This window comes from Janthinobacterium aestuarii (assembly GCF_046113285.1).
Taxonomy (GTDB): Bacteria; Pseudomonadota; Gammaproteobacteria; order Burkholderiales; family Burkholderiaceae_D; genus Janthinobacterium.
In genome coordinates this window covers 4,160,446-4,181,558 of sequence record NZ_CP142524.1, presented here as the reverse complement: position 1 = coordinate 4,181,558, position 21,113 = coordinate 4,160,446, and the positions used below count along the sequence as shown (strand labels likewise).

The 21,113-nt window shown below is 65.6% G+C and carries 16 protein-coding genes; 10 read left to right on the top strand and 6 right to left on the bottom strand.

Going from position 1 to position 21,113, the window contains the following annotated elements:
- Nucleotides 1-172 precede the first annotated feature (172 nt).
- Entirely contained in the window at nucleotides 173-1,132 is a 960-nt protein-coding gene (locus OX462_RS18725) for an IS110 family RNA-guided transposase (protein WP_121668350.1), read from the top strand.
- A gap of 148 nt (nucleotides 1,133-1,280) precedes the next feature.
- On the opposite strand, the gene OX462_RS18720 is transcribed toward OX462_RS18725, so the two are convergent.
- Together OX462_RS18720 and OX462_RS18715 are read right to left on the bottom strand one after the other, a co-directional pair.
- Nucleotides 1,281-3,371 (bottom strand): S9 family peptidase, encoded by a 2,091-nt coding sequence (locus tag OX462_RS18720; RefSeq protein ID WP_409026776.1) that lies wholly within the window; start codon nucleotides 3,369-3,371, stop codon nucleotides 1,281-1,283.
- A gap of 117 nt (nucleotides 3,372-3,488) precedes the next feature.
- The gene (locus tag OX462_RS18715; RefSeq protein WP_121668976.1) at nucleotides 3,489-4,196 is read right to left on the bottom strand and encodes a glutathione S-transferase family protein; all 708 of its coding nucleotides are present in this window, start codon (nucleotides 4,194-4,196) and stop codon (nucleotides 3,489-3,491) included.
- Nucleotides 4,197-4,308: 112 nt separating this feature from the next.
- Here OX462_RS18715 and OX462_RS18710 point away from each other — a divergent pair, with 112 nt between their 5' ends.
- The 4 genes from OX462_RS18710 to OX462_RS18695 all read left to right on the top strand — a co-directional run bounded on the left by OX462_RS18710 (nucleotide 4,309) and on the right by OX462_RS18695 (nucleotide 8,714).
- The gene (locus OX462_RS18710; protein ID WP_121668977.1) at nucleotides 4,309-4,674 is read left to right on the top strand and encodes a winged helix-turn-helix transcriptional regulator; all 366 of its coding nucleotides are present in this window, start codon (nucleotides 4,309-4,311) and stop codon (nucleotides 4,672-4,674) included.
- 62 nt (nucleotides 4,675-4,736) lie between these two features.
- A complete protein-coding gene (locus tag OX462_RS18705) occupies nucleotides 4,737-5,333 on the top strand; it encodes a hypothetical protein (protein WP_409026775.1) in 597 nt (198 codons plus the stop codon).
- A gap of 377 nt (nucleotides 5,334-5,710) precedes the next feature.
- Entirely contained in the window at nucleotides 5,711-6,967 is a 1,257-nt protein-coding gene (locus tag OX462_RS18700) for an HD-GYP domain-containing protein (RefSeq protein WP_230506163.1), read from the top strand.
- Between the two features lie 145 nt (nucleotides 6,968-7,112).
- Nucleotides 7,113-8,714, top strand: coding sequence for a methyl-accepting chemotaxis protein (locus tag OX462_RS18695; RefSeq protein ID WP_409026774.1), 1,602 nt, complete (start codon nucleotides 7,113-7,115; stop codon nucleotides 8,712-8,714).
- On the opposite strand, the gene OX462_RS18690 is transcribed toward OX462_RS18695, so the two are convergent.
- The 3 genes from OX462_RS18690 to OX462_RS18680 form a co-directional block, all read right to left on the bottom strand.
- Nucleotides 8,686-9,534, bottom strand: coding sequence for a DUF2071 domain-containing protein (locus tag OX462_RS18690; RefSeq protein WP_409026773.1), 849 nt, complete (start codon nucleotides 9,532-9,534; stop codon nucleotides 8,686-8,688). The two genes, OX462_RS18695 and OX462_RS18690, sit on opposite strands and share 29 nt — an antisense overlap.
- Nucleotides 9,535-9,703: 169 nt before the next feature.
- On the bottom strand, nucleotides 9,704-10,486 hold the full coding sequence (locus OX462_RS18685; RefSeq protein WP_409026772.1) for a 3-hydroxybutyrate dehydrogenase: 783 nt from the start codon (nucleotides 10,484-10,486) through the stop codon (nucleotides 9,704-9,706).
- Between the two features lie 71 nt (nucleotides 10,487-10,557).
- Complete coding sequence (locus tag OX462_RS18680) at nucleotides 10,558-11,646, bottom strand: AraC family transcriptional regulator (RefSeq protein WP_409026771.1); 1,089 nt, start codon at nucleotides 11,644-11,646, stop codon at nucleotides 10,558-10,560.
- Nucleotides 11,647-11,785: 139 nt separating this feature from the next.
- Here OX462_RS18680 and OX462_RS18675 point away from each other — a divergent pair, with 139 nt between their 5' ends.
- The 5 genes from OX462_RS18675 to OX462_RS18655 all read left to right on the top strand — a co-directional run bounded on the left by OX462_RS18675 (nucleotide 11,786) and on the right by OX462_RS18655 (nucleotide 19,396).
- Nucleotides 11,786-13,396 (top strand): FAD-binding oxidoreductase, encoded by a 1,611-nt coding sequence (locus OX462_RS18675; RefSeq protein WP_409026770.1) that lies wholly within the window; start codon nucleotides 11,786-11,788, stop codon nucleotides 13,394-13,396.
- Nucleotides 13,393-14,961, top strand: a complete 1,569-nt coding sequence (locus OX462_RS18670; RefSeq protein WP_121668984.1) for a glycerol-3-phosphate dehydrogenase/oxidase — start codon at nucleotides 13,393-13,395, stop codon at nucleotides 14,959-14,961. Before OX462_RS18675 ends, OX462_RS18670 begins: the two co-directional genes overlap by 4 nt.
- A gap of 63 nt (nucleotides 14,962-15,024) precedes the next feature.
- Entirely contained in the window at nucleotides 15,025-15,312 is a 288-nt protein-coding gene (locus OX462_RS18665; RefSeq protein WP_121668985.1) for a hypothetical protein, read from the top strand.
- A gap of 3 nt (nucleotides 15,313-15,315) precedes the next feature.
- Nucleotides 15,316-16,893: an FGGY-family carbohydrate kinase gene (locus tag OX462_RS18660; RefSeq protein ID WP_409026769.1), complete on the top strand. Its 1,578-nt coding sequence runs from the start codon at nucleotides 15,316-15,318 to the stop codon at nucleotides 16,891-16,893.
- 241 nt (nucleotides 16,894-17,134) lie between these two features.
- A complete protein-coding gene (locus tag OX462_RS18655) occupies nucleotides 17,135-19,396 on the top strand; it encodes a TonB-dependent receptor, heme/hemoglobin family (protein WP_409026768.1) in 2,262 nt (753 codons plus the stop codon).
- A gap of 216 nt (nucleotides 19,397-19,612) precedes the next feature.
- Here the strand turns inward: OX462_RS18655 and OX462_RS18650 are convergent, their stop codons facing one another.
- The gene (locus OX462_RS18650; protein WP_409026767.1) at nucleotides 19,613-20,971 is read right to left on the bottom strand and encodes a diguanylate cyclase; all 1,359 of its coding nucleotides are present in this window, start codon (nucleotides 20,969-20,971) and stop codon (nucleotides 19,613-19,615) included.
- Nucleotides 20,972-21,113: the final 142 nt, after the last annotated feature.

The following is a 21,113-nucleotide window of genomic DNA, read 5'->3' as shown; positions in this document are numbered from 1 at the left end:
GTAGGCATATCAAGACCGGGTAACTGGATGCCGTATCCGCCCTTAGGCCCCGAGCCAGCTCCGTAGATCTCGCACCAGTTACCCATCCTCCATGTCAAGATCGGACAGTATCTTTGGCACCGGCATGCCGGTTAGCCCGCATTTGCAAGGTAGATCGCAAGAGGACCACAGCATGTTTAATTTAGGAATCGACGTTGCCAAGGCCAAGCTCGACTGCGCGCTGCGCCTGCCCAACGGCAAGCATCGTAACAAGGTTGTCGAGAACAACCACCAAGGATTCACCGCGCTCCACGCATGGCTGCTGAAGCATGCTGCCGGCAGCCCCAGGGTGTGCATGGAAGCGACGGGCACGTATTGGGAAGGGGTTGCCGAATATCTCGCTGGACTTGGCATGGTGGTCAGTGTCATCAATCCGGCCCAGATCAAGGCCTTCAGCGCTTCGCGCCTGGTGCGCACCAAGACCGACAAGGTCGACGCACAGCTGATCGCCGACTTCGCCCATGAACGCCAGCCAGAGCCCTGGCAGGCGCCATCGCCGGCCGAGCAATCGCTGCGCGCGCTGGTGCTGCGCCTCGATGCCTTGCAAGCGATGCGCCAGCAGGAAAGCAACCGGCTTGAAGTGGCGCGCGCGGCGGTACGCCAGGGTATCGAGGATCATATTGCCTGGCTCGACGCCGAGATCAAGGCGCTGATCCTGGCGATCCGCCGTCATATCGATGACGACCCGGATTTACGCGGCAAGCGCGAATTGCTCGATAGCATCCCTGGCCTGGGCGAGCGCACGATTCCCGTGCTGCTGTCCTACTACGCCAATCCTGAGCGCTTCGACAGCGCCAAGCAGGCGGTGGCGTTTGCGGGCCTCGATCCGCGCCAGCACGAGTCGGGTTCCAGCGTGCGTGGCAAGCCACGCATGTCGAAGGTCGGCCACAGTTTCCTGCGCAAGGCACTGTACATGCCGGCCATGGTGGCAGTCCATAAGACGCCTTGGGGCAAGCGCTTCGGTCAGCGCCTGCGTGACGCCGGCAAAGCGCCCAAGCTGATCATCGGCGCCATGATGCGCAAGCTGGTGCACGTGGCATTCGGCGTGCTCAGGTCGGGAAAAATATTTGATCCGGCCTTGCACGCCGCTTGACGGGGATAACAGTATCTACAAAACAAAAAACCGCGCGGTGCAGAGATGCACCGCGCGGTTTTTTTAACCCCTGAAGGCGAAGTACCGGGGTCGGACCCTGAGGGTCCGACCCCAGCCTTTGCGCTGCGGGTTATTTCTTTGCTGCGGGTTATTTCTTTGTATACGTATTCAACCAATCGAGCACCGTGTGATGCCACAGCAGCGAATTCGCCGGCTTCAGCACCCAGTGGTTTTCGTCGGGGAAGACCAGCAGCTTGCTTGGGATGCCGCGGCGCTGCAGCGCCGTGAAGGTGCCCAGGCCTTGCGCCGTAGGGATGCGGAAGTCCAGGTCGCCCTGCACCACCAGCATCGGCGTCTTCCAGTTCTTCACGAAGTTGACAGGGTTGAACTGCTCGTGCTTGGCCGGCGCGTCGTAATAGGTACCGCCGTTTTCCCATTCCGTGAACCACAGTTCTTCCGTCGCGTAAGCCATGCCGCGGTTGTCGAAAACGCCGTCGTGGTTGACCAGGCACTTGAAGCCGTCCGGCCAGTTACCGGCGATCCAGTTCATCATGTAGCCGCCGTAGGACGCGCCCAGCGCGCAGCTGCGCTCGCGGTCCAGCCACGGGAACTTCTTGGTGGCCGCTTCCAGACCCTTCTGCAGGTCGACCAGCGGCTTGCCGCCCCAATCGCCGCTGATGGCATCCGTGAACTTCTGGCCATAGCCGGTGGAACCGTGGAAGTCGATGAAGACGGTGGCGTAGCCGGCGCCCGCATACACTTGCGGATTCCAGCGGTAGCTCCAGCTGTTGCCGAAGCTGCCTTGCGGGCCGCCGTGCACCAAAAAGGCGATCGGATACTTTTCGCCGGCCTTGGCGTTCCATGGCTTCATGACGTGGCCGTAGACGGTTTCGCCATCCGCGCCCGCGAACGAGAACTGCTCATATTCGCCGAAGCGCACGTTGGCCAGCGCTGCCGCATTCTGCTTGGTCAGCTGGACCATCGGTGCCGATTCGGACTTGGCGTCGAGCTTGCGCGTGTACAGCTGCGCGCCCGAGGCCAGGTTCGCTTGCGTCAGCACGATGGTATTGCCGCGCACGTCGAAGTCGCCCACGGCGCCTTTGCCCGTCAGCGCGTTGACCTTGCCGCTGGCCGCGTCGATGTGGAACAGACGGTGCTGGCCCACGTCATCGGCGGCGACGAGGAAGGCCTTGCCGTCCGGCGTCCAGCGGAAATCGGCCACGGAACGGTCCCAGTCGTCGGCCACGGTGCGTTTCTTGCCCGTGGCGACATCCATCAGCACCAAATGAAAACGGTCCGCTTCGAAGCCAGGCTTGGTCATGGCGACATACGCGAGGGTGCGGCCGTCCGGCGAATAGCTGGCTTTCGCATCCCAGGCCGGATTGTCGGCCGTGAGGTTGCGCGGCGCCTGGCCGCCGGCGGCAGGAATCGTGTAGACGTCGAAATTGGTCGACCACGATTCCGTGCGGCCGGCCACGCGCACGGAGAAGGCCACCGTCTTGCCGTCCGGGCTGAAGTGGTATTCGCTGTTGTCGCCGAATGGCTTCGATGGCGCGTCGCCATCGAGGGTGCCGCTCAGGCTCACCGGCGTGGCGCTGACCTTGCCGGCCGCGTCGATCGGCGCCGAGTACAGCGCATTGCGGCGGCCGTCGGCCCAGGTATCCCAGTGGCGCACGAACATCTGGTCGTAGACCATGCCGCTGGCCTTGTTTTTCGTTTTTTCATCAAGGCGCTTCCTGGTGCAAGCGATGTCGGCGCAATCGAGGTAGACGCCCATGCTGAAGGCCAGGCGGTCGCCCTGCGGCGACAAGCGGTAGGTGTCGACGTCCAGCGCCAGGTCGGTGACCTTGGCCGCTTCGCCGCCGTTCAGGGGCAGCTGCCACACTTGCGAGGAGCCGGAGCGGCCGGACAGGAAGTAGATGGCGTCGCCGTTCGGCGACCATTGCGGATCGCTGGCGCTGGCGTCGCCGCGCGTGAGCTGGCGCGGCGCCGCGTTCGGCGCGCGCAGGTCGATCATCCACAGCTGCGTGTTGCCGCGGTTTTTCTCCAGGTTGGTCGTGCGCACCGTGTAGACGACGCGCGTGGCGTCCGGCGACAGCACGGGGCTGCCCACCCGTTCCATGGCGACCATGTCTTCCACGGTGAAGCCGCGCGGCGCGGCCAGCGCCGATTCCGCAGCAACGGCGGTGGTGGCCATGGCGGCACTGAATGCTCCCAAGAGCAGCAGACGTAAACTCATTCAAACTCCCAATGTTATTGCGACGTTGTTGATGTGATATGAACGTGGCCGGCTGTACCGCCGGCAGCCCGACATCATAGCAATAAAGACGCGTCCGCTGCGGGAGTTGACCGCCGGTTAGCCGGCCGGCAGCGCCAGTTGGTCGAGCGCCACGTGGCCCAGGAAACCGCCCTGGCTGGCGGCCGGCAAGCCCGCCTCGATGGCGTGGGCAAAGCGGATGCCGGGGTCCTGTTCCAGCGCCGCCAGCACGCGCGCCACCTGCGGATAGTCGCTTAGCCGCGCCAGCTGCAGCGGTTCGGCCCAGCGCGCCGTGGCGGCCAGGTAGGCGTCGGCAATCGTCGGCGCGGCATCGGAAGCGAGCCAGGCGCGGCCATCGAGCAGGCGTTCCAGGTGCGCCAGGCTTTTGTTGACCTTCTCGACGGCCATTTCGCGCCAGACGGCCGCGCGCGCATCGCCATCGGCCGCGCGCGACGCCTGGAAGGCGGGCATGAAGGCCGCGTGGAAGGTCGTGTGCAAAAACGAGAGCGCGCTGTTCAGGCGGTCGCAGGCGGGCGTGCCCTGCGCAAAGCCCAGGCCGCTGTCCGGCGCGCGGGCGGCGATATGCAGCAGGATCGCCATGCTTTCCAGTAGCGGCGTGCCCGCGTGCGTGAGCAGGGCCGGCGTCTGGCCCAGCGGATTGATGGCGAGAAAGGCCGGATGCTGCTTGCTGGCCGGGTCGCGCGCTTCGACGCGGGCCAGGCGATACGGCAAGCCGCTCCATTCGAGGGCGGCGATGGCGGCAAACGAGCAGCCGAACGGCACGCTGTAGATCAGGGTGGTTTCCATGCTGGAGTTCCATTCAGGTGAGGGAAGGGCAGTCTAATCGCGATAGTTACTATTTGGAAGAAGGCAGAATAATGTGGTATAGGTACATTTTTTATACCAGATAGGGATCGCCATGAAGGACAATGTCTCCGGCTGCGCCGTGGAAGAAGCCATGCGTTTGCTGGGCGGGCGCTGGAGGGCTGTGCTGCTCAGCTATCTGATGGCGGGGCCGAAGCGCTTCAGCGAAATCCGCCGCGCCGTGCCGAATATCTCGCAGCGCATGCTGACCCTGGACTTGCGCGCGCTGGAAGAGGCGGGCTTGCTGACGCGCACGATCTATGCGGAAGTGCCCGTCAAGGTGGAATACCAGCTGACGGACGAGGGCATGCGCTTGCGCGAGCTGGTCGAGATGCTGCGCGCCATCGGCCTGCGCCTGCGCGGACAGGCGGACGGGGGCGGCGCCTTTCTCGCGCACGATGCCGTGGATAGTTCTCTATAGAAACAGCTGTTTTTTATGCAAAGTGCTAGACTGCCGGCCTTTGATCACTACTTTTGACACCCATGCGCCTGACTACCCTCGCCCTGACCGCCGCCGCCCTGTTCGCCGCCTTGCCGGCCCAGGCCGCTACCATGCCCACGCTCGAACACATCCAGGCCGCCGTGCAGGCGGGCGTGGCCAAAACGCAAGCCAGGATGCAATCGTCGATACCGGTTCCCATTCCCGTCAAGGCCACCAGCCTGCAGGGTTGCCAGGAGTCGCAGGAAGTGCCGGGCGAGGTGGTGTGCCTGGTCGGCATGAGCGCCGGCATGCGCGACGGTTTTATGGTCTTGCCGCTACGTAACGATAACGGCACCTGGGTCGGCGTCGAGCGCAAGGACGCCAAGTTTGCGGGACCGTCGCCGGCCGAGGCGCAAGCGATGATACGCGCCTGGGCCAAGGAAGAAGTGGCGCGCAATCCGGAGGCGGCCAAGGACGTGCAGATGCAGGAAGCGCAAAGCACCATGCAGGTCAAGGCCGTCAACGAGTGCGACGTCAAGCGCAAGACGGGCTACCTTGTGTGCGATACGCAATTGAGCGTGCCGAGCCGCCCGGAAGGCATCAAGACGGAACTGACCTTCATGCTGGAAAACGCCGGCTGGCGCTACGTGCCGCGCTAAGCTGCCGGCCGCCAGCCCGCTCGCCCAGCGGCCTGACATTCCTTTCTGCATAGCGCCAGCCCCACTTCGGGGCGTCTGGCGCTCACGCACTTCCCTCCTGCACGTCCAGCCTGCGTGGCGGCCCACGCGGCCGCCGGCAGGCATATCGCATCCCTCATCAGCACCAGACATACAGTTTAGCGTAGGCAATATGGCTGAATTGATATATTTGTTGATTCAACATTTTACGAAATGAAAATGATAGAATTGGTGATTATTTTTATTTATGTTGTGATTATGCCATATAAAGCAATATATTTGGTGTAATCGTTATTTTTGGCGTATGATATTGATAATGCGCAAGTAAATGCTGCGATCTGAATGTCTGGAGAACCGCCGTGCTGAAAAAAATAACGAGTAGCGAACTGATGCTGGGAATGTATGTCGAACGTCTGGGCCGTTCCTGGCTCGATACCCCTTTCTGGACGCGTTCTTTCTTGCTGGAGTCGCCGGCTGACCTCGAGCGTATCCGCTCGGCACGCCTGTGCGAAGTGTGGATCGACACGACGCGCGGGCAGGCGCCGCAAGTCGCGCCGCCCGCCGTGCCTTCTGCCGCGCCGCCGGCCGCGGCAGGCGCTCCCGCGGCCGCGCCAGCGACGGTGCCCGCAAGCAAAACCGTCGCCGATCCGGGCCCGCCCCGCTCGCGCGAGGAGGAACTGGCGCGCGCCCGGCGCCAGATCGAACGCTCGCGCCAGGCCGTGCAGACGATGTTCGACGAGGTGCGCATGGGCAAGGCCTTGTCCGCGGCGCAAGCTTACGAACTGGTCGACGATATTGCCGCCTCGATGCAGCGCGGCGGCGACGTCCTGCTGGGCCTGGCGCGCCTGAAATCCGCCGACAATTACACGTATATGCACTCGGTGGCCGTGTGCGCGCTGATGACGGCGCTGGCCAGGGAGCTGGGCCTGGCGCCCGAGCAGGTGCGCTCGGCCGGCCTGGCGGGTTTGCTGCACGATATCGGCAAGATGGCCGTGCCGTCCGCCATCCTCAACAAGCCGGGCAGCCTGAGCGAAGCGGAATTTTCCTCCGTGCGCGCCCATCCGGCCGCCGGCCACCGCATGCTGCAGGAAGTGGGCGAGATCGACCCGGTGGCGCTCGACGTGTGCCTGCACCACCATGAAAAACTTGATGGCAGCGGCTACCCCAAGGGGCTGCGCGGCGAGGAAATCAGCCTGTTTGCGCGCATGGGCGCCATCTGCGACGTGTACGACGCGATCACCTCGAACCGGCCGTACAAGCAGGGCTGGTGCCCGGCCGATTCGCTGCGCCGCATGGCAGGCTGGCGCGGCGGGCACCTGGACGCGCAACTGTTTGCCGCCTTCGTCAAATGCCTGGGTATCTATCCGCTGGGCACCCTGGTGCGGCTGCAGTCGGAGCGCCTGGCCGTGGTGGTGGGACAGTCGCCGGGCAAGCCGCTGACCCAGCCCACCGTGCGCGTGTTTTTTTCCATCCGCGCCGGCACCTGCATCGTCCCGACTCTGCTCGACCTGGCCGCGCCGGGCTGCCAGGAGCGCATCGTTTCCACGGAAAGCGCAGCTCAGTGGCGCCTGCAGGACATCGACCGTTACTGGGCCGGCGAACCTGCCGTGGCATGACGGCCGGCAGGGCCGTAATAAAGTGCATTTTGTTAATAATAAAATATTAAAATAATGGTGCCAGTGCCGTGCCCGCTTTGCTGGCTGGCGACCGTTCCTTGTCCGCAAACCCGTCACTGTACGGGCTACTTTTGAGGATGTGACCATGCGACTCAATCTTCCCGTCAGCGATACCGAGATCACACTGAGCGATAGCGAGACCATCGTCTCGACTACTGACTTGCAAGGCAATATCACCTATGCCAACCCGTATTTCATCGCCGTCAGCGGTTACAGCGCGGAAGAATTGATCGGCGCGCCGCAAAACATCCTCCGGCATCCGGACATGCCGGCCGAAGCGTTCGCCGATTTCTGGGCGACCATCCGTTCGGGACGCTCGTGGAGCGGCATGGTGAAAAACCGCTGCAAGAGCGGCGATTATTACTGGGTGCTGGCGAACGTGACGCCGGTGGTCGAAGACGGCGTGGCCGTCGGCTACATGTCGGTGCGCACCAAGCCGACGCGCCAGCAAGTGGCGCAGGCGTCCGCCCTGTATGCGCGCATCAAGGCGGGGCAGGCCGACGGCATCGTCATCAGCCAGGGCGCGGCCGTGCGCACGGGCTGGCTGGCCAGACTGGCGCGCTTGCGCGACCTGCCGCTGGGCCAGCGCATCGGCTGGAACCTGGGCCTGCTGAGCCTGGTATTACTGCTGCAACTGGCGTGGAATGCGGGCGCGTTGCCGGCTGCGGCCCACGGCTGGCTGACGGGCCTGTCCGTGCTGGCCTTGTGCGCGACGCTGTATTTCTGGCACAGCTTGCACCGCGCCGTGCTGCAACCGCTGCAGCGGGCGCGCCAGGCCTGCGACGTGATGGCGGGCGGCGACCTGACGGGCGAGCTCGACACCACGCGGCGCGACGAGATGGGACAGTTGCTGCGTTCCTTGCGCCAACTGCGCGTGAACCTGCATTCCATCGTTGGCGACGTGCGCGGCAATTTCCTGCGCATCAGCATGGCCAGCCAGGAAATCGCCGCCGGCAATATGGATTTGTCCGGCCGCACGGAAGCGCAGGCCTCGGCCCTGCAGCAGACGGCGTCGAGCATGGAGCAGCTGGCGGCCACGGTGCAGCAAAATAGCGGCAACGCCGTGCAGGCCAGCGACATGGCGGGCAAGGTGCACGGCCTGGCAGGGCGCGGCGGCGAAATCGTCGGGCAGATGGTCCGCATGATGGAGGGCATTAACGTCTCGTCGAAGAAGATCGGCGACATCACGGGCATTATCGAAGGCATCGCTTTCCAGACGAATATTCTGGCCTTGAACGCGGCCGTCGAAGCGGCGCGCGCGGGCGACCAGGGGCGCGGTTTTGCCGTCGTGGCGGGCGAAGTGCGCAGCCTGGCCCATCGCAGCGCGGCGGCCGCCACGGAAATCAAGCAATTGATCACGGCGTCGCTGGAGCAAGTGCAGGCGGGTGCGAAGCTGGCGCAGCAGGCGGGCGTCAGCAGCGCCGAAATGCTGGGCGCCGTGCAGGGCGTGCACGGCATCATGGAAGAGATCGCCTCGGCCTCGCGCGAGCAAAGCCATGGCATCGGCCAGGTCAACATGGCCGTCACGCAAATGGATGAAGTGACGCAACAGAACGCGGCGCTGGTCGAGGAATCGGCGGCCGCCTCCGCATCGCTGCAGGGCCAGACCTTGCAGCTGGAACAGGCGATGGCCCTGTTCAAGCTGGAACGCCGGGGTGCTACAGCAGGCGTTCCGACAACGCCTTGAAGGCAACCTTGGGCACGAGGAAGGCAAACGGCTTCGATACGGGCGGCAACTGCCCCAGCAAGCCGCAGTCGGCGCGCAAGGCTGTCAGCGCTTGCACTTGATCCACATCAACGGGCAAGTCGATTTCGCCGAAGACCAGCTTGCCGTTGCGCGGCAAGTGCGCGATGGCCCCATCCTGGCACGCGAGGAAAGCGACGGCGTCGCGCCAGTTGCCGAACAGTTGCCGCCATTCGGCATCGAGGCCATGCGCCGCCGTGATGGCCGCCTGCACATCGAGCGCCGGAGCGCTGCCGGCGCCGCTGGCGATGCTGCAGTGCGCCTGCGTGGCCGTGACGTCCAGCGCCATGCCGGCCGCCAGGTGCGTGGGCAGGATATCGCTGAACAGGCGCGTGCCCAGCGCATGCGGCAGGCTGGCCATGATGTTTTTCAAAAAATATACGCAGGGTATGGCCGGCGCGCCCGGCGGCGTGCGCTCCAGGTACAGGCGCCAGTTGCTTTGCAGGGGAGACGGCAGCAGACGGCGCAGCGGGCCGAGCAGTGCAGGGCCGAAATGCCCGTGGCGGTAGGTCAGCACCGTGAACGGCGTCTTGCCGTCGCGCTGCCACAGGGTCACGCCCGGCGGCAATAATGTCTGCGCCGCAGCGGCATCGACCAGCCAGCTTACGTAGACGACGTCGCGCACGTCGCTGTGCAGGGTCAGGAAGGGCAGGCGCGACATGACGGCCTGGCGCAGTTCGGCGAAATGCGCGCAATTGGCGAGCGCGGCAAACAGGCGCCCCGGCCAGCCCGCGCGCGGGTGGCGGTAAGTGTTGTCTTGCAATTGGGAACTTTCGGGGAAAAAACTGAGAGGTAACACTCACGCAACAGCGCCCGTCCACATCATCGCGAGCGGCAGCGATGTGTGGCCGAGACGCGCAGCTGTGCTGGAGCATAGCGAGCATCGCAGGCCGCACAGGGCGCCGCGCAGCCGATGTGGGCGGGCGTCACTATTACTGCATATGCCAGCCGTGGCTGACGACGATCGATTGTCCGCTCAGGGCGTTCGACGGGAAGGCGGCCAGGAAGATGGCCGTTTGCGCCACGTCCTGCGTGGTGGTGAATTCGCCGTCGATGGTGTCTTTCAACATCACTTTCTTGATTACGTCTTCTTCGCTGATGTTCAGCTGGGCCGCCTGTTCGGGGATTTGCTTGTCGACCAGCGGCGTGCGCACGAAGCCGGGGCAGATGACGTTGGCGCGGATGCCGTCTTTCGCGCCTTCCTTGGCCACCACCTTGGCCAGGCCCAGCAAGCCGTGCTTGGCCGCCACGTAGGCGCTCTTGAACGGCGAGCCTTCGTGCGAGTGCACGGAACCCATGTAGATGATGGCGCCGCCGCGGCCCGCCTTGATCATTTCGCGCATGCAGGCGCGCGTGGTGAGGAAGGCGCCGTCCATGTGAATGGCCAGCATCTTTTTCCATTGGTCGAACGGGTAGTCGACGACGGGGCTGATGATCTGGATGCCCGCATTGCTGATCAGCACATCGATGCCGCCGAAGTGGGCCACGGCGTCCGCCACGCCCTTGTCGACCTGCTCTTCGCTGGAGACATCCATGGCGACGGCAAACGCCTGGCCGCCCGCTTGCTTGATTTCCTCGGCCGTCTTGCTGGCCGCTTCCAGGGCCAGGTCGGCGATGACGACCTTGGCGCCCTGTTTTGCGTATTCGATGGCCATTTCCTTGCCGATGCCGCTGGCGGCGCCGGTAATCAGTGCGACTTTGTCTTTGAGTTGCATATTAATCCTTTGCATTGCGGGTTGGAGTGATCGTGGGAAGTCAGACTTTGCCAGTATAGCCAGAAAACGCGTCAGGCATGGCCCGCGCACGCCTGTAAGCCGGCTTGCTTTTCCTGTAATTGCTGCAGGCGCCAGGCGCCGGGATTGGTGCCCGACCAGGTGCGGAACGCGTGGTTGAACGCGCTTTGTTCCTGGTAGCCGAGCAGGAAGGCGATGTCGACCAGCGACAGGTCCGGCTCGCGCAGATAGTCGCGCGCCAGGCCATAGCGGGCCTGATCCAGCACGGCCTGGAAGCTGGTGCCCGCGTCGGCCAGCTTGCGCTGCAAGGTGCGCGGCGTGACGGCCAGTGCTGCGGCAACGGTGGCCAGCCGCGCCGAACCTTGACGCAAGCCTCCCACGATGGCCGCGTGCACCTGCGCATCGATGCCGGCGCCCGTGTCCGCTTCGGCCTCGCGCTGCGCCAGCAATTGTTCCGCATGCCGGCACAGCACGGGATACAGGCTGACGTCCGCGTTCGGCACGGGCCAGTCCAGCAATTGCGCGTCGAAGGTGGCCGTGTTGGCGGGGGCATTGAAGGCGGGCAGGCTGCCCAGCACGCGCACGTATTCGTCGCGGTGCGCCGCATGGCGCAGCAAGTCGCCGCCGCCATCGTGGGTAAAGGCCAGCCGGGCCGGCGGCAGCGGCATGCCCGCCAGCCAGTCGCCGCACACCTTGACGCCGGCAAAGACGCTGTCGACCAGGTGCCGGCTGGCGCCCGGATAGTTGCTGGCCCAGCGGTAATGTGCGATGGCGCCGTCGCGCTGCAGGGCCGAGCGGCCCAGGTCGTGCGCCAGCCGTTCATAGCGGGCCGTCTGTTCCAGCGCCTGGCCCACGTTGCTGCAACTGAGCAGTATCAAGCCGTAGGCGCTGTACGTGCCCATGCGCACGCGCTGGCCCACGTGCAGGCCGAAATGCGCGTCGCCCGCCAGCAGCGCGCCCGCATCGAGCAGACGCACGTAGTCGCGCGCGGCCAAGCCCATGCCAGGCGCGGCCGCTTCCAGGCCGTGCGGCGCCACGCCGGCCGCCTGCGCCAGGGTGACGCTATCGATGCCGTGGGCGCCGGCCGCTTCCAGCAGCGGCAGCAGATAGGCGCCGGCGACCCGGCCGTCAGTGCTTGTCATGATGGAACAATGCGATTGTCATGAAAAACCAATACCCTTCGTCTGTGGCGGCATATGCTATTGATCTGGCAAGAAAATCAGGCAAGAACAGTATAGCAAGCCGCCGTGGCGCGCAACTGGCCGAACACAGGGGATGTCCATGCAACGCTGGAATGGCTGGGGAGATGAAAGCATCGTGTATGCGCTGAACGGGGATGCGCTGGCCTTCCTGCGCGAGCGCCTGGGGCCGGGCAGCGGCATAGCCGACGCCAGCTTCGACGACGCCTGCGCGCAGGTGCCCGCCTCGCGCCTGGCGCCGCATCCGCTGATCGACACCCAGCCTGCCACGCGCGTGCGCCATGCGCTCGGTCAAAGTCTGCCCGACTGGTTTAAATTACGCCACGGCCGCATCGGCGCGGTGCCCGACGGCGTGGCCTTTCCCGACAGCGCGCTGCAGGTGCGCCAGCTGCTCGCGTATGCGCGTCAGGCGTGCGTGACCGTCATTCCTCATGGCGGCGGCACCAGCGTGGCCGGGCATTTGACGGTGGCGGCGGGGCCGCGCCCCGTGCTGTCGATCAGTCTCGTGCGCCTGTGCGCGCTGGGCCACCTGGACCGCGAGGCGCAGCTGGCCACGTTCGGCGCGGGCGTGTATGGCCCCGACCTGGAGGCGCAGCTGCGTGCGCAGGGCTACACCCTGGGCCATTATCCGCAGTCGTTCGAGTATTCCACGTTGGGCGGCTGGATCGCCACGCGCTCGTCGGGCCAGCAATCGCTGCGCTATGGCCGCATCGAGCAGCTGTTCGCGGGCGGCGAGGTGGAAACCCCGTCCGGGACCTTGAGCATCCCCACGTTTCCCGCCTCGGCGGCCGGCATCGACCTGCGCGAAATGGTGCTCGGCTCCGAAGGGCGGCTGGGCATCGTGACGCAGGCCACCGTGCGCGTTTCGCCGCTGCCGCCGTATGAGGCGTTCCACGCCGTGTTTTTCGCCGACTGGGGCCAGGCGCAGGCGGCCGTGCGGACGCTGGCCCAATCGCGCCTGTCCTTGTGCATGCTGCGCCTGTCGAACGCGCTCGAAACGCAAACCATGCTAACCCTGGCCGGCCATAAAAAACTCGTGGGACTGCTGGAGCGCTACCTGTCGCTGCGCGGCTGCGGCGAAGGCAAGTGCATGCTGATGCTGGGCGTCAGCGGCGACGAGAAACCGGCGCGCGCGGCCCTGCGCGGCGCCCTGGCTGTGGCGCGGCGGCACGGGGGCGTGCATGTGGGGCGCCACATGGGCGACAAGTGGAAGCAGGGACGCTTTCGCAACGTCTACCTGCGCAACGGCGCGTGGGAACACGGCTATGTCATCGACACGGTGGAAACGGCTGTCGACTGGCCACGCGTGGCGCCCATGATGGCGGCGCTGGAGCAGGCGGGCGCCCGCGCGCTGGCACAGCACGGCGAGCAGGTGCACGCGTACACGCATTTGTCGCACGTGTATGCGCAGGGCGCCAGCGTCTACACCACGTATGTGTACCGGCTGGCGTCCACGTATGAAGACAACATGGCGCGCTGGCGCAGTTTGAAAGACGCGGCCGGCGCCGCCATCGTCGCCAACGGCGGCACCATCAGCCACCAGCATGGCGTTGGCACGGACCATGCGCCGTGGCTGATGGCCGAAAAGGGAGAACTGGGCATCGCCGCCATGCGTGCGCTGCTGCGCCAGTTCGACCCGCAGGGCATGATGAATCCCGGCAAACTGCTGCCCGAGGCCGGAGGCCCATCGTGAACAGGGCGGATCTGCCTGGCGTCCTGGCGCGCGAGTGGGATGTGCTGATCGTCGGCGGCGGCATCACGGGCGCCGGCATCCTGCTGGAAGCGGCGCGGCGCGGCTTGAAGGCGCTGCTGGTGGAACAGCGCGATTTCGCCTGGGGCACGTCGAGCCGGTCATCAAAGCTGGTGCACGGGGGCTTGCGCTACCTGAAGCAGGGACAGTTCGCCATGACGCGCGAGTCGGTGCACGAGCGGGTAGCCTTGCTGGCGGATGCGGCGGGGCTGGTCGAGCCGCAAGGCTTCGCCTTCGGCGACTACGCGGGCAGGAAGCCGGGGCGGCGCCAGTTCATGCTGGGCCTGGCCATCTACGACGTGATGGCGGGCAAGCGCGCGCGCCGCTATGTCGATGCGTCTGACTTTGCCATGCTGGCGCCGCACGTCCGGCGCGACGAGCTGCGGGGCGGCATGCTGTACCAGGACGCCAAGACGGACGACGCGCGCCTGGTGCTGCGCGTGCTGCAGGAGGCACGGCGTCATGGCGGCGTGGCCGTCAATTACCTGGGCGTGGCATCGCTGCTGCGCGAAGATGGCAAGGTCGCCGGCGCCACCTTGAACGATGCGCTCGATGGCATGGCATGCACCGTGCGCGCGCGCCTGGTGATCAGCGCCACGGGCGCCTGGGCCGACGCCTTGCGCGGCCAGGTGGGAGAGCAGCCGAAACTGCGGCCCCTGCGCGGCAGCCATCTGCTGCTGCCGGCCTGGCGCTTGCCGCTGGCGCAAGCCGTCAGCCTGATGCACCCGCACGACGGCCGTCCCGTGTTTGCGTATCCGTGGGAGGGCGTGACCCTGGTGGGCACCACCGATGTCGACCACGGCGCCAGCCTGGACCTGGAACCGGCCATCACGCGCGGCGAACTCGATTACCTGCTGGCGGCGCTGCGCTGGCAATTCCCGCAGCTGGCGCTGGGCGAAGACGACGTGCTGGCCACGTTTGCCGGCGTGCGCCCCGTGATCGACAGCGGCCGGCTTGACCCGTCGAAGGAAGCGCGCGAACATGCGCTGTGGCTGGAAAACGGCTTGCTGACGGTGGCGGGCGGCAAGCTGACGACGTTCCGCGTGATTGCCCTCGATGCCTTGCGGCGCGCCGCGCCGCTGCTGCCGGGCTGGCAGGCGGATTTGCGTCCGCTGCCGATTTTCGACGCCACGCCGCCCTTGTCGGGCAAGGCCTTGCTGCTCGACGGCGAGCAGCGCGAACGGCTGCTGGGCCGTCATGGCGCGGGGGCGCAGGCCCTGTGCGATGCGGCGCGGGACGGTGAACTCGAGCCGATTCCCGGCACGCAGACGCTGTGGGCGCAGCTGCGCTGGGGCGCGCGCATGGAAGACGTGCAGCACCTGGACGACTTGCTGCTGCGGCGCACGCGCCTCGGTTTGCAGCTGGCCGGCGGCGCGCTTGCTATCATGCCGCGCCTGCGCGCCATCTGTCAGCATGAACTGGGCTGGGACGATGCGCGCTGGGAGGAAGAACAGCGGCGCTACCTGGCCCTGTGGCGCCGCCATTACAGCGTGCCGCAGGGCGATTGAAAAACCATAAAAAATAAACAAGAGGAGAGCATCATCGACACGACCCTGTTTGGCCAGCCCCTGGTGCTGGGCGACGCCCGCATCACCTACGACAGCCTGTCGCCGCTGGACTTGCGCCAGCCCATCGATACCCTCGTCGACGACCTGGGCGAAGACCTGCTGCAAATCACGTGCGCGAATGGCGACATCGTCGACGTGGGCTGGTATCCGGCCTGGAGCGAACAGGGGCGCTTGCGCGTGGTGGCCGTGCGCGGGCAGGACTGGGAAGCGCCCGTCTTCAGCGCGCAGCCTGAAAAAGATCCGCAGGCGCTGCTGCAGGCGCTGCGCGCCGCGCTGGCCAGCCTGGCATAAGCGATGACCAGCGTCTCCGGCCAGGGGCCGTACATTCTTGCCATCGACAATGGCACGCAAAGCGTGCGCGCGCTGCTGTTCGACCGGGACGGGACACTGGCGGCGAAGGCGCAAGTGTTCCTCGAAGCGTATTACTCGGACCACCCCGGCTGGGCCGAGCATGACGCCGACGGCTACTGGCAAGCCGTGTGCGCGGCGTGCCAGCAGCTGTGGCGCAGCACGGACATCAATCAATCCTCGGTGGCCGGCGTGGCGGTGACGACGCAGCGCGGCACGGTGGTCAACGTGGACGAACACGGCGCACCGCTGCGCCCCGCCATCACCTGGCTGGACCAGCGCAGCACGCGCGACATTCCCCCGCTGGCGCCGTGGTGGCGCGCCGCCTTCCGCGCCACGCGCCTCGACGGCACGATCACGTACTTCCGCCGCGAGGCCGAGATCAACTGGATCGCGGCGCACCAGCCCGACATCTGGCGCCGCACGCACAAATTCCTGCTGCTGTCGGGCTTTTTGAATCACCGCCTGTGCGGAAAATATATCGATTCGACGGGCTCGCAGGTGGCGTACATCCCGTTCGACTACAAGCGCCATGCCTGGGCCGGGCGCTTCGACTGGAAGTGGCAGGCGCTGGCGATACAACGCTCGATGCTGCCGGAACTGGTGACGCCGGGCACGCGCATGGGCGCCATCACGGCGTCGGCCGCCGCGGCGACGGGCATCCCGGAGGGCACGCCCTTGCTGGCGGCGGCCGCCGACAAGGCGTGCGAAGTGCTGGGCGCCGGCTGTGTCGAACCGCACGTGGCGTGCCTGAGCTACGGCACCACGGCCACCATCAACACGACCAGCCGCAAATACGTGGAAGTGACGCGTTTTATTCCGCCGTACCCGGCCGCCATGCCCGGCGCCTACAGCACGGAAGTGCAGATTTTCCGCGGCTACTGGATGGTCAACTGGTTCAAGGAGCAGTTCGGCGACCGCGAACGGGCGGCGGCCGCCGAGGATGGCATGGGCTTGTCCGCCGAAGCGCTGTTCGACCGCCTGGTCGAGGCCGTGCCGCCCGGCTCCATGGGTCTGATGCTGCAGCCGTACTGGAGTCCCGGCATCAAGGTGCCGGGGCCGGAAGCGAAGGGCGCCATGATCGGCTTTGGCGACGTGCACACGCGCGCACACATCTACCGCGCCATCCTCGAAGGCCTCGCGTATGCGCTGCGCGAAGGCAAGGAGCGCATCGAGCGGCGCAGCGGCGTCGCCATCACGGAGCTGCGCATCGCGGGCGGCGGCTCGCAAAGCGATGCGGCCATGCAGCTGACGGCCGACATCTTCGGCTTGCCCGCCGCGCGCGCCCACGTGTATGAAAGCTCGGGCCTGGGCGCGGCCATCGCCGCTAGCGTGGGCCTGGGCTGGCATGCAAACTTTCCCGCCGCCGTGCAAGCGATGACGCGCAAGGGCAAGGTCTTCCAGCCCCATCCCGAGCACCGCAAAATCTATGAGCAGCTGTACCGGCGCGTGTACAGCAAGATGTATGCGCGGCTGCAACCGCTGTACCGCGAGATCGCCGACATCACCGGCTATCCGGAATAACTACGCCTTCAATGCTATTGCGAATCATTCTCATCCAGTATATGATGTGTTCCGCATTTCACCAAGGCAACGTATCCCGGTGACTGCAGTGCGCCGCCGGCCATGCGCCGGCGGCGTGTCCGCGCGGGCAGGGTTCCGCCGCAACGCTTCCGTCAACGCCGCCGCTTGATCGTGCACCGCCTGTCCTCTGCCCAGCGTTTTTCATTCCACAAGCATCAAGCAAACCCAGGCAAGGATAGCGATGAAGAGCAGCAAACAACGATTGACCCCGCTGGCCGCCGCGCTGGCGCTGGTATTGGGCGGCGCGCACGGCCATGCGTGGGCGGCGGCGATGGCGGACAAGGCCGATGCGGTACAGATGCCGGCCATCAGCGTGTTTGGCGACGCCATCAGCGCCGGCACGGCCGGACGCTCGTATATCACCAGCGCCGACATCGAACGCCAGCAGGCCGACAATGTCGCATCCTTGCTCGACACCTTGCCCGGCGTGGACCTGGCCGGCACGGCCCGTCCCAGCGGCCAGAGCCTCAATATCTGGGGCTTCAACAAAGTGCAGGACGTGAAAGTCATCCTCGACGGCGTGCCCAAGGGTTTTGAAAAATACCGCCAGGGTTCCATCTTCATCGAGCCGGAACTGATCAAGCAGATCGAAGTGAACAAGGGCGCGCATACGAGCTTGTACGGCAATGGCGGCTTCGGCGGCGTCATCACGGTCGAGACCAAGGATGCGCAGGACTTGCTCGAAGGCGGCGAGAAAGCGGGCGCCATGCTCAAGTACTCGCGCCACTCGAACAATGCAGAAAACGACGCCACCGTGGCCGTCTACGGCCGCACGCAAGACGGCCGCTTCGACGCGATGGCCTTCACCACGCGGCGCAAGTCCGACGATTTGCGCAAGCCTGACGGCAAGCCATTCCGCTTTTCCGCCATCGACGCGCCATCGAGCCTGGCCAAGCTGAATATCCGGCTGACGCCGGAGCAGCTGCTGACCCTGACGGCGATGAAGAGCGGCAGTTCGGGCTGGGGCCCGTTCGCCGCCATGGGCGAGGACGTGCCCACGCCGACCGAGGCGGAAATCAAAAAATATGGACTGGAAGAGGCGTGGCAGCGCAAGGCCGTCTACCGCGACCAGGACGACGATACGTATTCCGTGAAGTGGCAGTACGCGCCGCAAGATAATCCATGGATCAAGCTGACGGCCAGCGCCGGCTATTCGCACACGGACCAGCATGACAAGCGCCTGCCATCGGCTTCGCCGGGTTCCTACCTGGGCTCTCTGGGCAACGAGAGCTGGGCCTCGTACGTGGACGGCATCGCGGAAGTGCGCAACGAAAGCGTGTTTGCGACGGGCGCCGTGTCGCACGTGCTGCAAACGGGGCTGCAATGGCACAAGAATGTGCGCGACACCCTGATGTACTACCCGTCGTCGACGGCGCTGAAGGACCCCAGCTACAACTACGGCTACTTCCAGCCCTACTACATGCCGGCCGGGCGCCAGGAAACCACGGGCCTGTATCTGCAGGATGCGATGACGTATGGCGACCTGACGCTGACGGCGGCCTTGCGCCACGACCGGGTCGTCTCCGAGGGCGTGCCGAACAAGGCGCCGCGCTACAACAGTCCGCTGGCGGCGGCCGGCCACGACTTCAGCGAAAAGGCGCACGAAGACTGGTCGCCCCGTCTGGGCCTGTTCTGGAAGGCGTCCGGCACGCTGGCCTTGTTCGGCGACTTGAGCCGGACCTGGCGCGCGCCCACGATCGACGAGATGTATTCGAACGAATACTATGTGTCGTCCAGGCTCGGTTCATCGACGCCGGGCACCAGCCGCGATCTGGCCGTCGAGCGCGTGACGGCCGTGCGCGCGGGCGCCATGCTGCACCGCCAGAACGTGTTCATGGAGCGCGACGACGCGCAGTTGCGCCTGACGGTCTACCGCAACCGTGTCAGCGACAATATCGGCCCGCGCCTGGGCGTGCTGGTCGAAGGCTACGAGCCGGGCTCGGGCAAGGTGCCGCCGGCGCTGTCCGACTACCGCAACCTGGCCGGTTTCCATACGCAGGGCGTGGAAGTGGAGTCCTACTACAATTCGCCGCGCCTGTTTGCCAGCGCCTCGCTGTCGAAGCAGCGCGGCACGCGCACCGGTTCCCAGCGCGACCCGTGGGGCCGGGACGAACCCGTGTCGACCATCGCGCCCGATAAATTGATGGCGGGCCTGGGCTGGCGCATGCCCGACCTGGGCGCCAGCATGGGCTGGCAGGGACGCTTCGTGGCGAAGCAGGAGCGCGTGCTGCCGGTGGGGAACGTGTACCGCCTGCCGCCGTCGAAAGGCTATGCGCTGCATACCCTGTTCGCATCATGGAATGGCAGGCAGGGCGTGTGGCGCGGCACGGAGGTGCGGCTGACGGTCGATAATGTCTTCAACCGCAATTACATGCCCTACCTGAGCGAGGCGGTCACCGGTGTGGGGCGGAATGCGAAGTTGAGCGTGTCGCGGAAGTTCTGATTAACTTTAAGAACGGCGGGCCGGAGACGCGGGCCTGAGAAAATGCCGATGGCGGCGTTGCAGCTTCCTTGCCGTACATGCGTACTGTCTGCGTCGCTGCGCCTTGCCCTCGACATTTTTCAGGCCCGCTTGGCCCGGAGTGCCTTTTTTTGTGACTTGGGCCTACTCCCGGTCCGTTGCATGTTCCGTTGAACTTCCAACTTCCAACTTCAACCGTCAACGTAAAATGATCGCCTTGACCGTTTCCCATGCCGTGCTGCCCGAGTGCGTGGCGCGGACCTGGTTGCGGCCCGCTTCCTTGGCCACGTACAGGGCGCGGTCGGCGGCGACGAACAGCGCTTCGCGGTCGTCCAGCTGGTGCGGGCGGATGGTCGCCACGCCGATGCTGACGGTGATCCACGGCGAGGTGGTGGAGCGTGGATGCGGCAGTCGCAGCGCTTCGATGCTGGCGCGGATGGCCTCGGCAAGGTGCAGGGCGCTGGCCGCGTCCGTATCGGCAAACAGCAGGACGAATTCCTCGCCGCCGTAGCGGGCCGCCAGGTCGCCGGAGCGGCTGGCATGCGCATCGATGGCTTGCGCCACCTGCTGCAGGCAGCTGTCGCCGGCCGGGTGGCCCAGGCTGTCGTTGTACAGCTTGAAGTGGTCGACGTCGAGCACCACCAGCGACAGGGCGCCGCCGCCGCGCACGGCGCGCTGCCACTCTTTTTCCAGGAAGCTGTCGAAATGCCGGCGGTTGGCTATTTGGGTCAGCGGATCGAGATAGGCGGCGCGCTGCAGCGCGTCTTCCGACTGCTTGTGGTGCGTGATGTCGTGCAGCAGGCCGATATACAGGGGCTGGCGCAGATACATGGGCGTCAGGGTCAGGTCCATGCTCAGCGCCGCGCCGTTGCGGTGGCGGATCGCCACTTCGCGCGTACCGTGGTTGTGCGCCTTTTCCGGATTGGCCGCGTGCATGGCGAAGTAGTCGAGGTATTCCTGCGTCACGAGGGGGCTGAGCAGCTCGCCGATGAAGCGCCCGGCCAGTTCGTTTTCGCGGTAGCCCAGGTATTGGTCGCAGGCCGGGTTGGTGTACTGGATGCGCCCGTTCGCCTCGATGATCAGCAAGCCCTCGGCCATGTTGTTGACGATGGTGCGCAGGCGCTCGGCCTGTTCCTGCTGGGTTTCATTGTTGCTGCGGATTTGCAGCTGGGCGCGCACGCGCGCGCGCACTTCGGCCATGCGCAGCGGCTTGCTGATGTAATCGACGGCGCCGCAGTCGAAACCGGCCACCACGTCTTCCGTTTCCGTCCTGGCGCTCATGAAGATGACGGGGATGCGCTGCGTCAGCGGATGCTGCTTGAGGCGGCGGCACGTCTCGATGCCGTCCATGTCCGGCATCATCACGTCGAGCAGGATCAGGTCGGGCTGGGCGCGTTGGGCGATCGCCAGCGCCCGCTCGCCGGACGTGGCAACATAGGTTTGATAACCCTGTTCGCTCATCAGCTTGCGCAGCAGCTCAAGGTTGGCCGGCGCATCGTCGACAATCAAAATGGCGGCTTCATGCCGCTGGGAATGCTCCACACTGCCTGGACTCATTGCTTCCGGCCTTCTCGATGTACTCTGCGCTGCCAGCGTTTGCTGCATTTTCGGTGATGCTGACCGGGCTCAAATCTGATGCAGCGGTCAAATCATACCGCCTCGCCAATTTTTTGGGTGAAAAAATCGATGCTGCGCGAGG

Coding starts and splice junctions, on each gene's coding strand:
- OX462_RS18725 (WP_121668350.1), top strand. CDS start 173: ATGTTTAATTTAGGAATCGACGTTGCCAAGGCCAAGCTCGACTGCGCG.
- OX462_RS18655 (WP_409026768.1), top strand. CDS start 17,135: ATGAAGAGCAGCAAACAACGATTGACCCCGCTGGCCGCCGCGCTGGCG.
- OX462_RS18685 (WP_409026772.1), bottom strand. CDS start 10,486: ATGCAACTCAAAGACAAAGTCGCACTGATTACCGGCGCCGCCAGCGGC.
- OX462_RS18710 (WP_121668977.1), top strand. CDS start 4,309: ATGAAGGACAATGTCTCCGGCTGCGCCGTGGAAGAAGCCATGCGTTTG.
- OX462_RS18695 (WP_409026774.1), top strand. CDS start 7,113: ATGCGACTCAATCTTCCCGTCAGCGATACCGAGATCACACTGAGCGAT.
- OX462_RS18660 (WP_409026769.1), top strand. CDS start 15,316: ATGACCAGCGTCTCCGGCCAGGGGCCGTACATTCTTGCCATCGACAAT.
- OX462_RS18715 (WP_121668976.1), bottom strand. CDS start 4,196: ATGGAAACCACCCTGATCTACAGCGTGCCGTTCGGCTGCTCGTTTGCC.
- OX462_RS18680 (WP_409026771.1), bottom strand. CDS start 11,646: ATGACAAGCACTGACGGCCGGGTCGCCGGCGCCTATCTGCTGCCGCTG.
- OX462_RS18720 (WP_409026776.1), bottom strand. CDS start 3,371: ATGAGTTTACGTCTGCTGCTCTTGGGAGCATTCAGTGCCGCCATGGCC.
- OX462_RS18675 (WP_409026770.1), top strand. CDS start 11,786: ATGCAACGCTGGAATGGCTGGGGAGATGAAAGCATCGTGTATGCGCTG.
- OX462_RS18705 (WP_409026775.1), top strand. CDS start 4,737: ATGCGCCTGACTACCCTCGCCCTGACCGCCGCCGCCCTGTTCGCCGCC.
- OX462_RS18650 (WP_409026767.1), bottom strand. CDS start 20,971: ATGAGTCCAGGCAGTGTGGAGCATTCCCAGCGGCATGAAGCCGCCATT.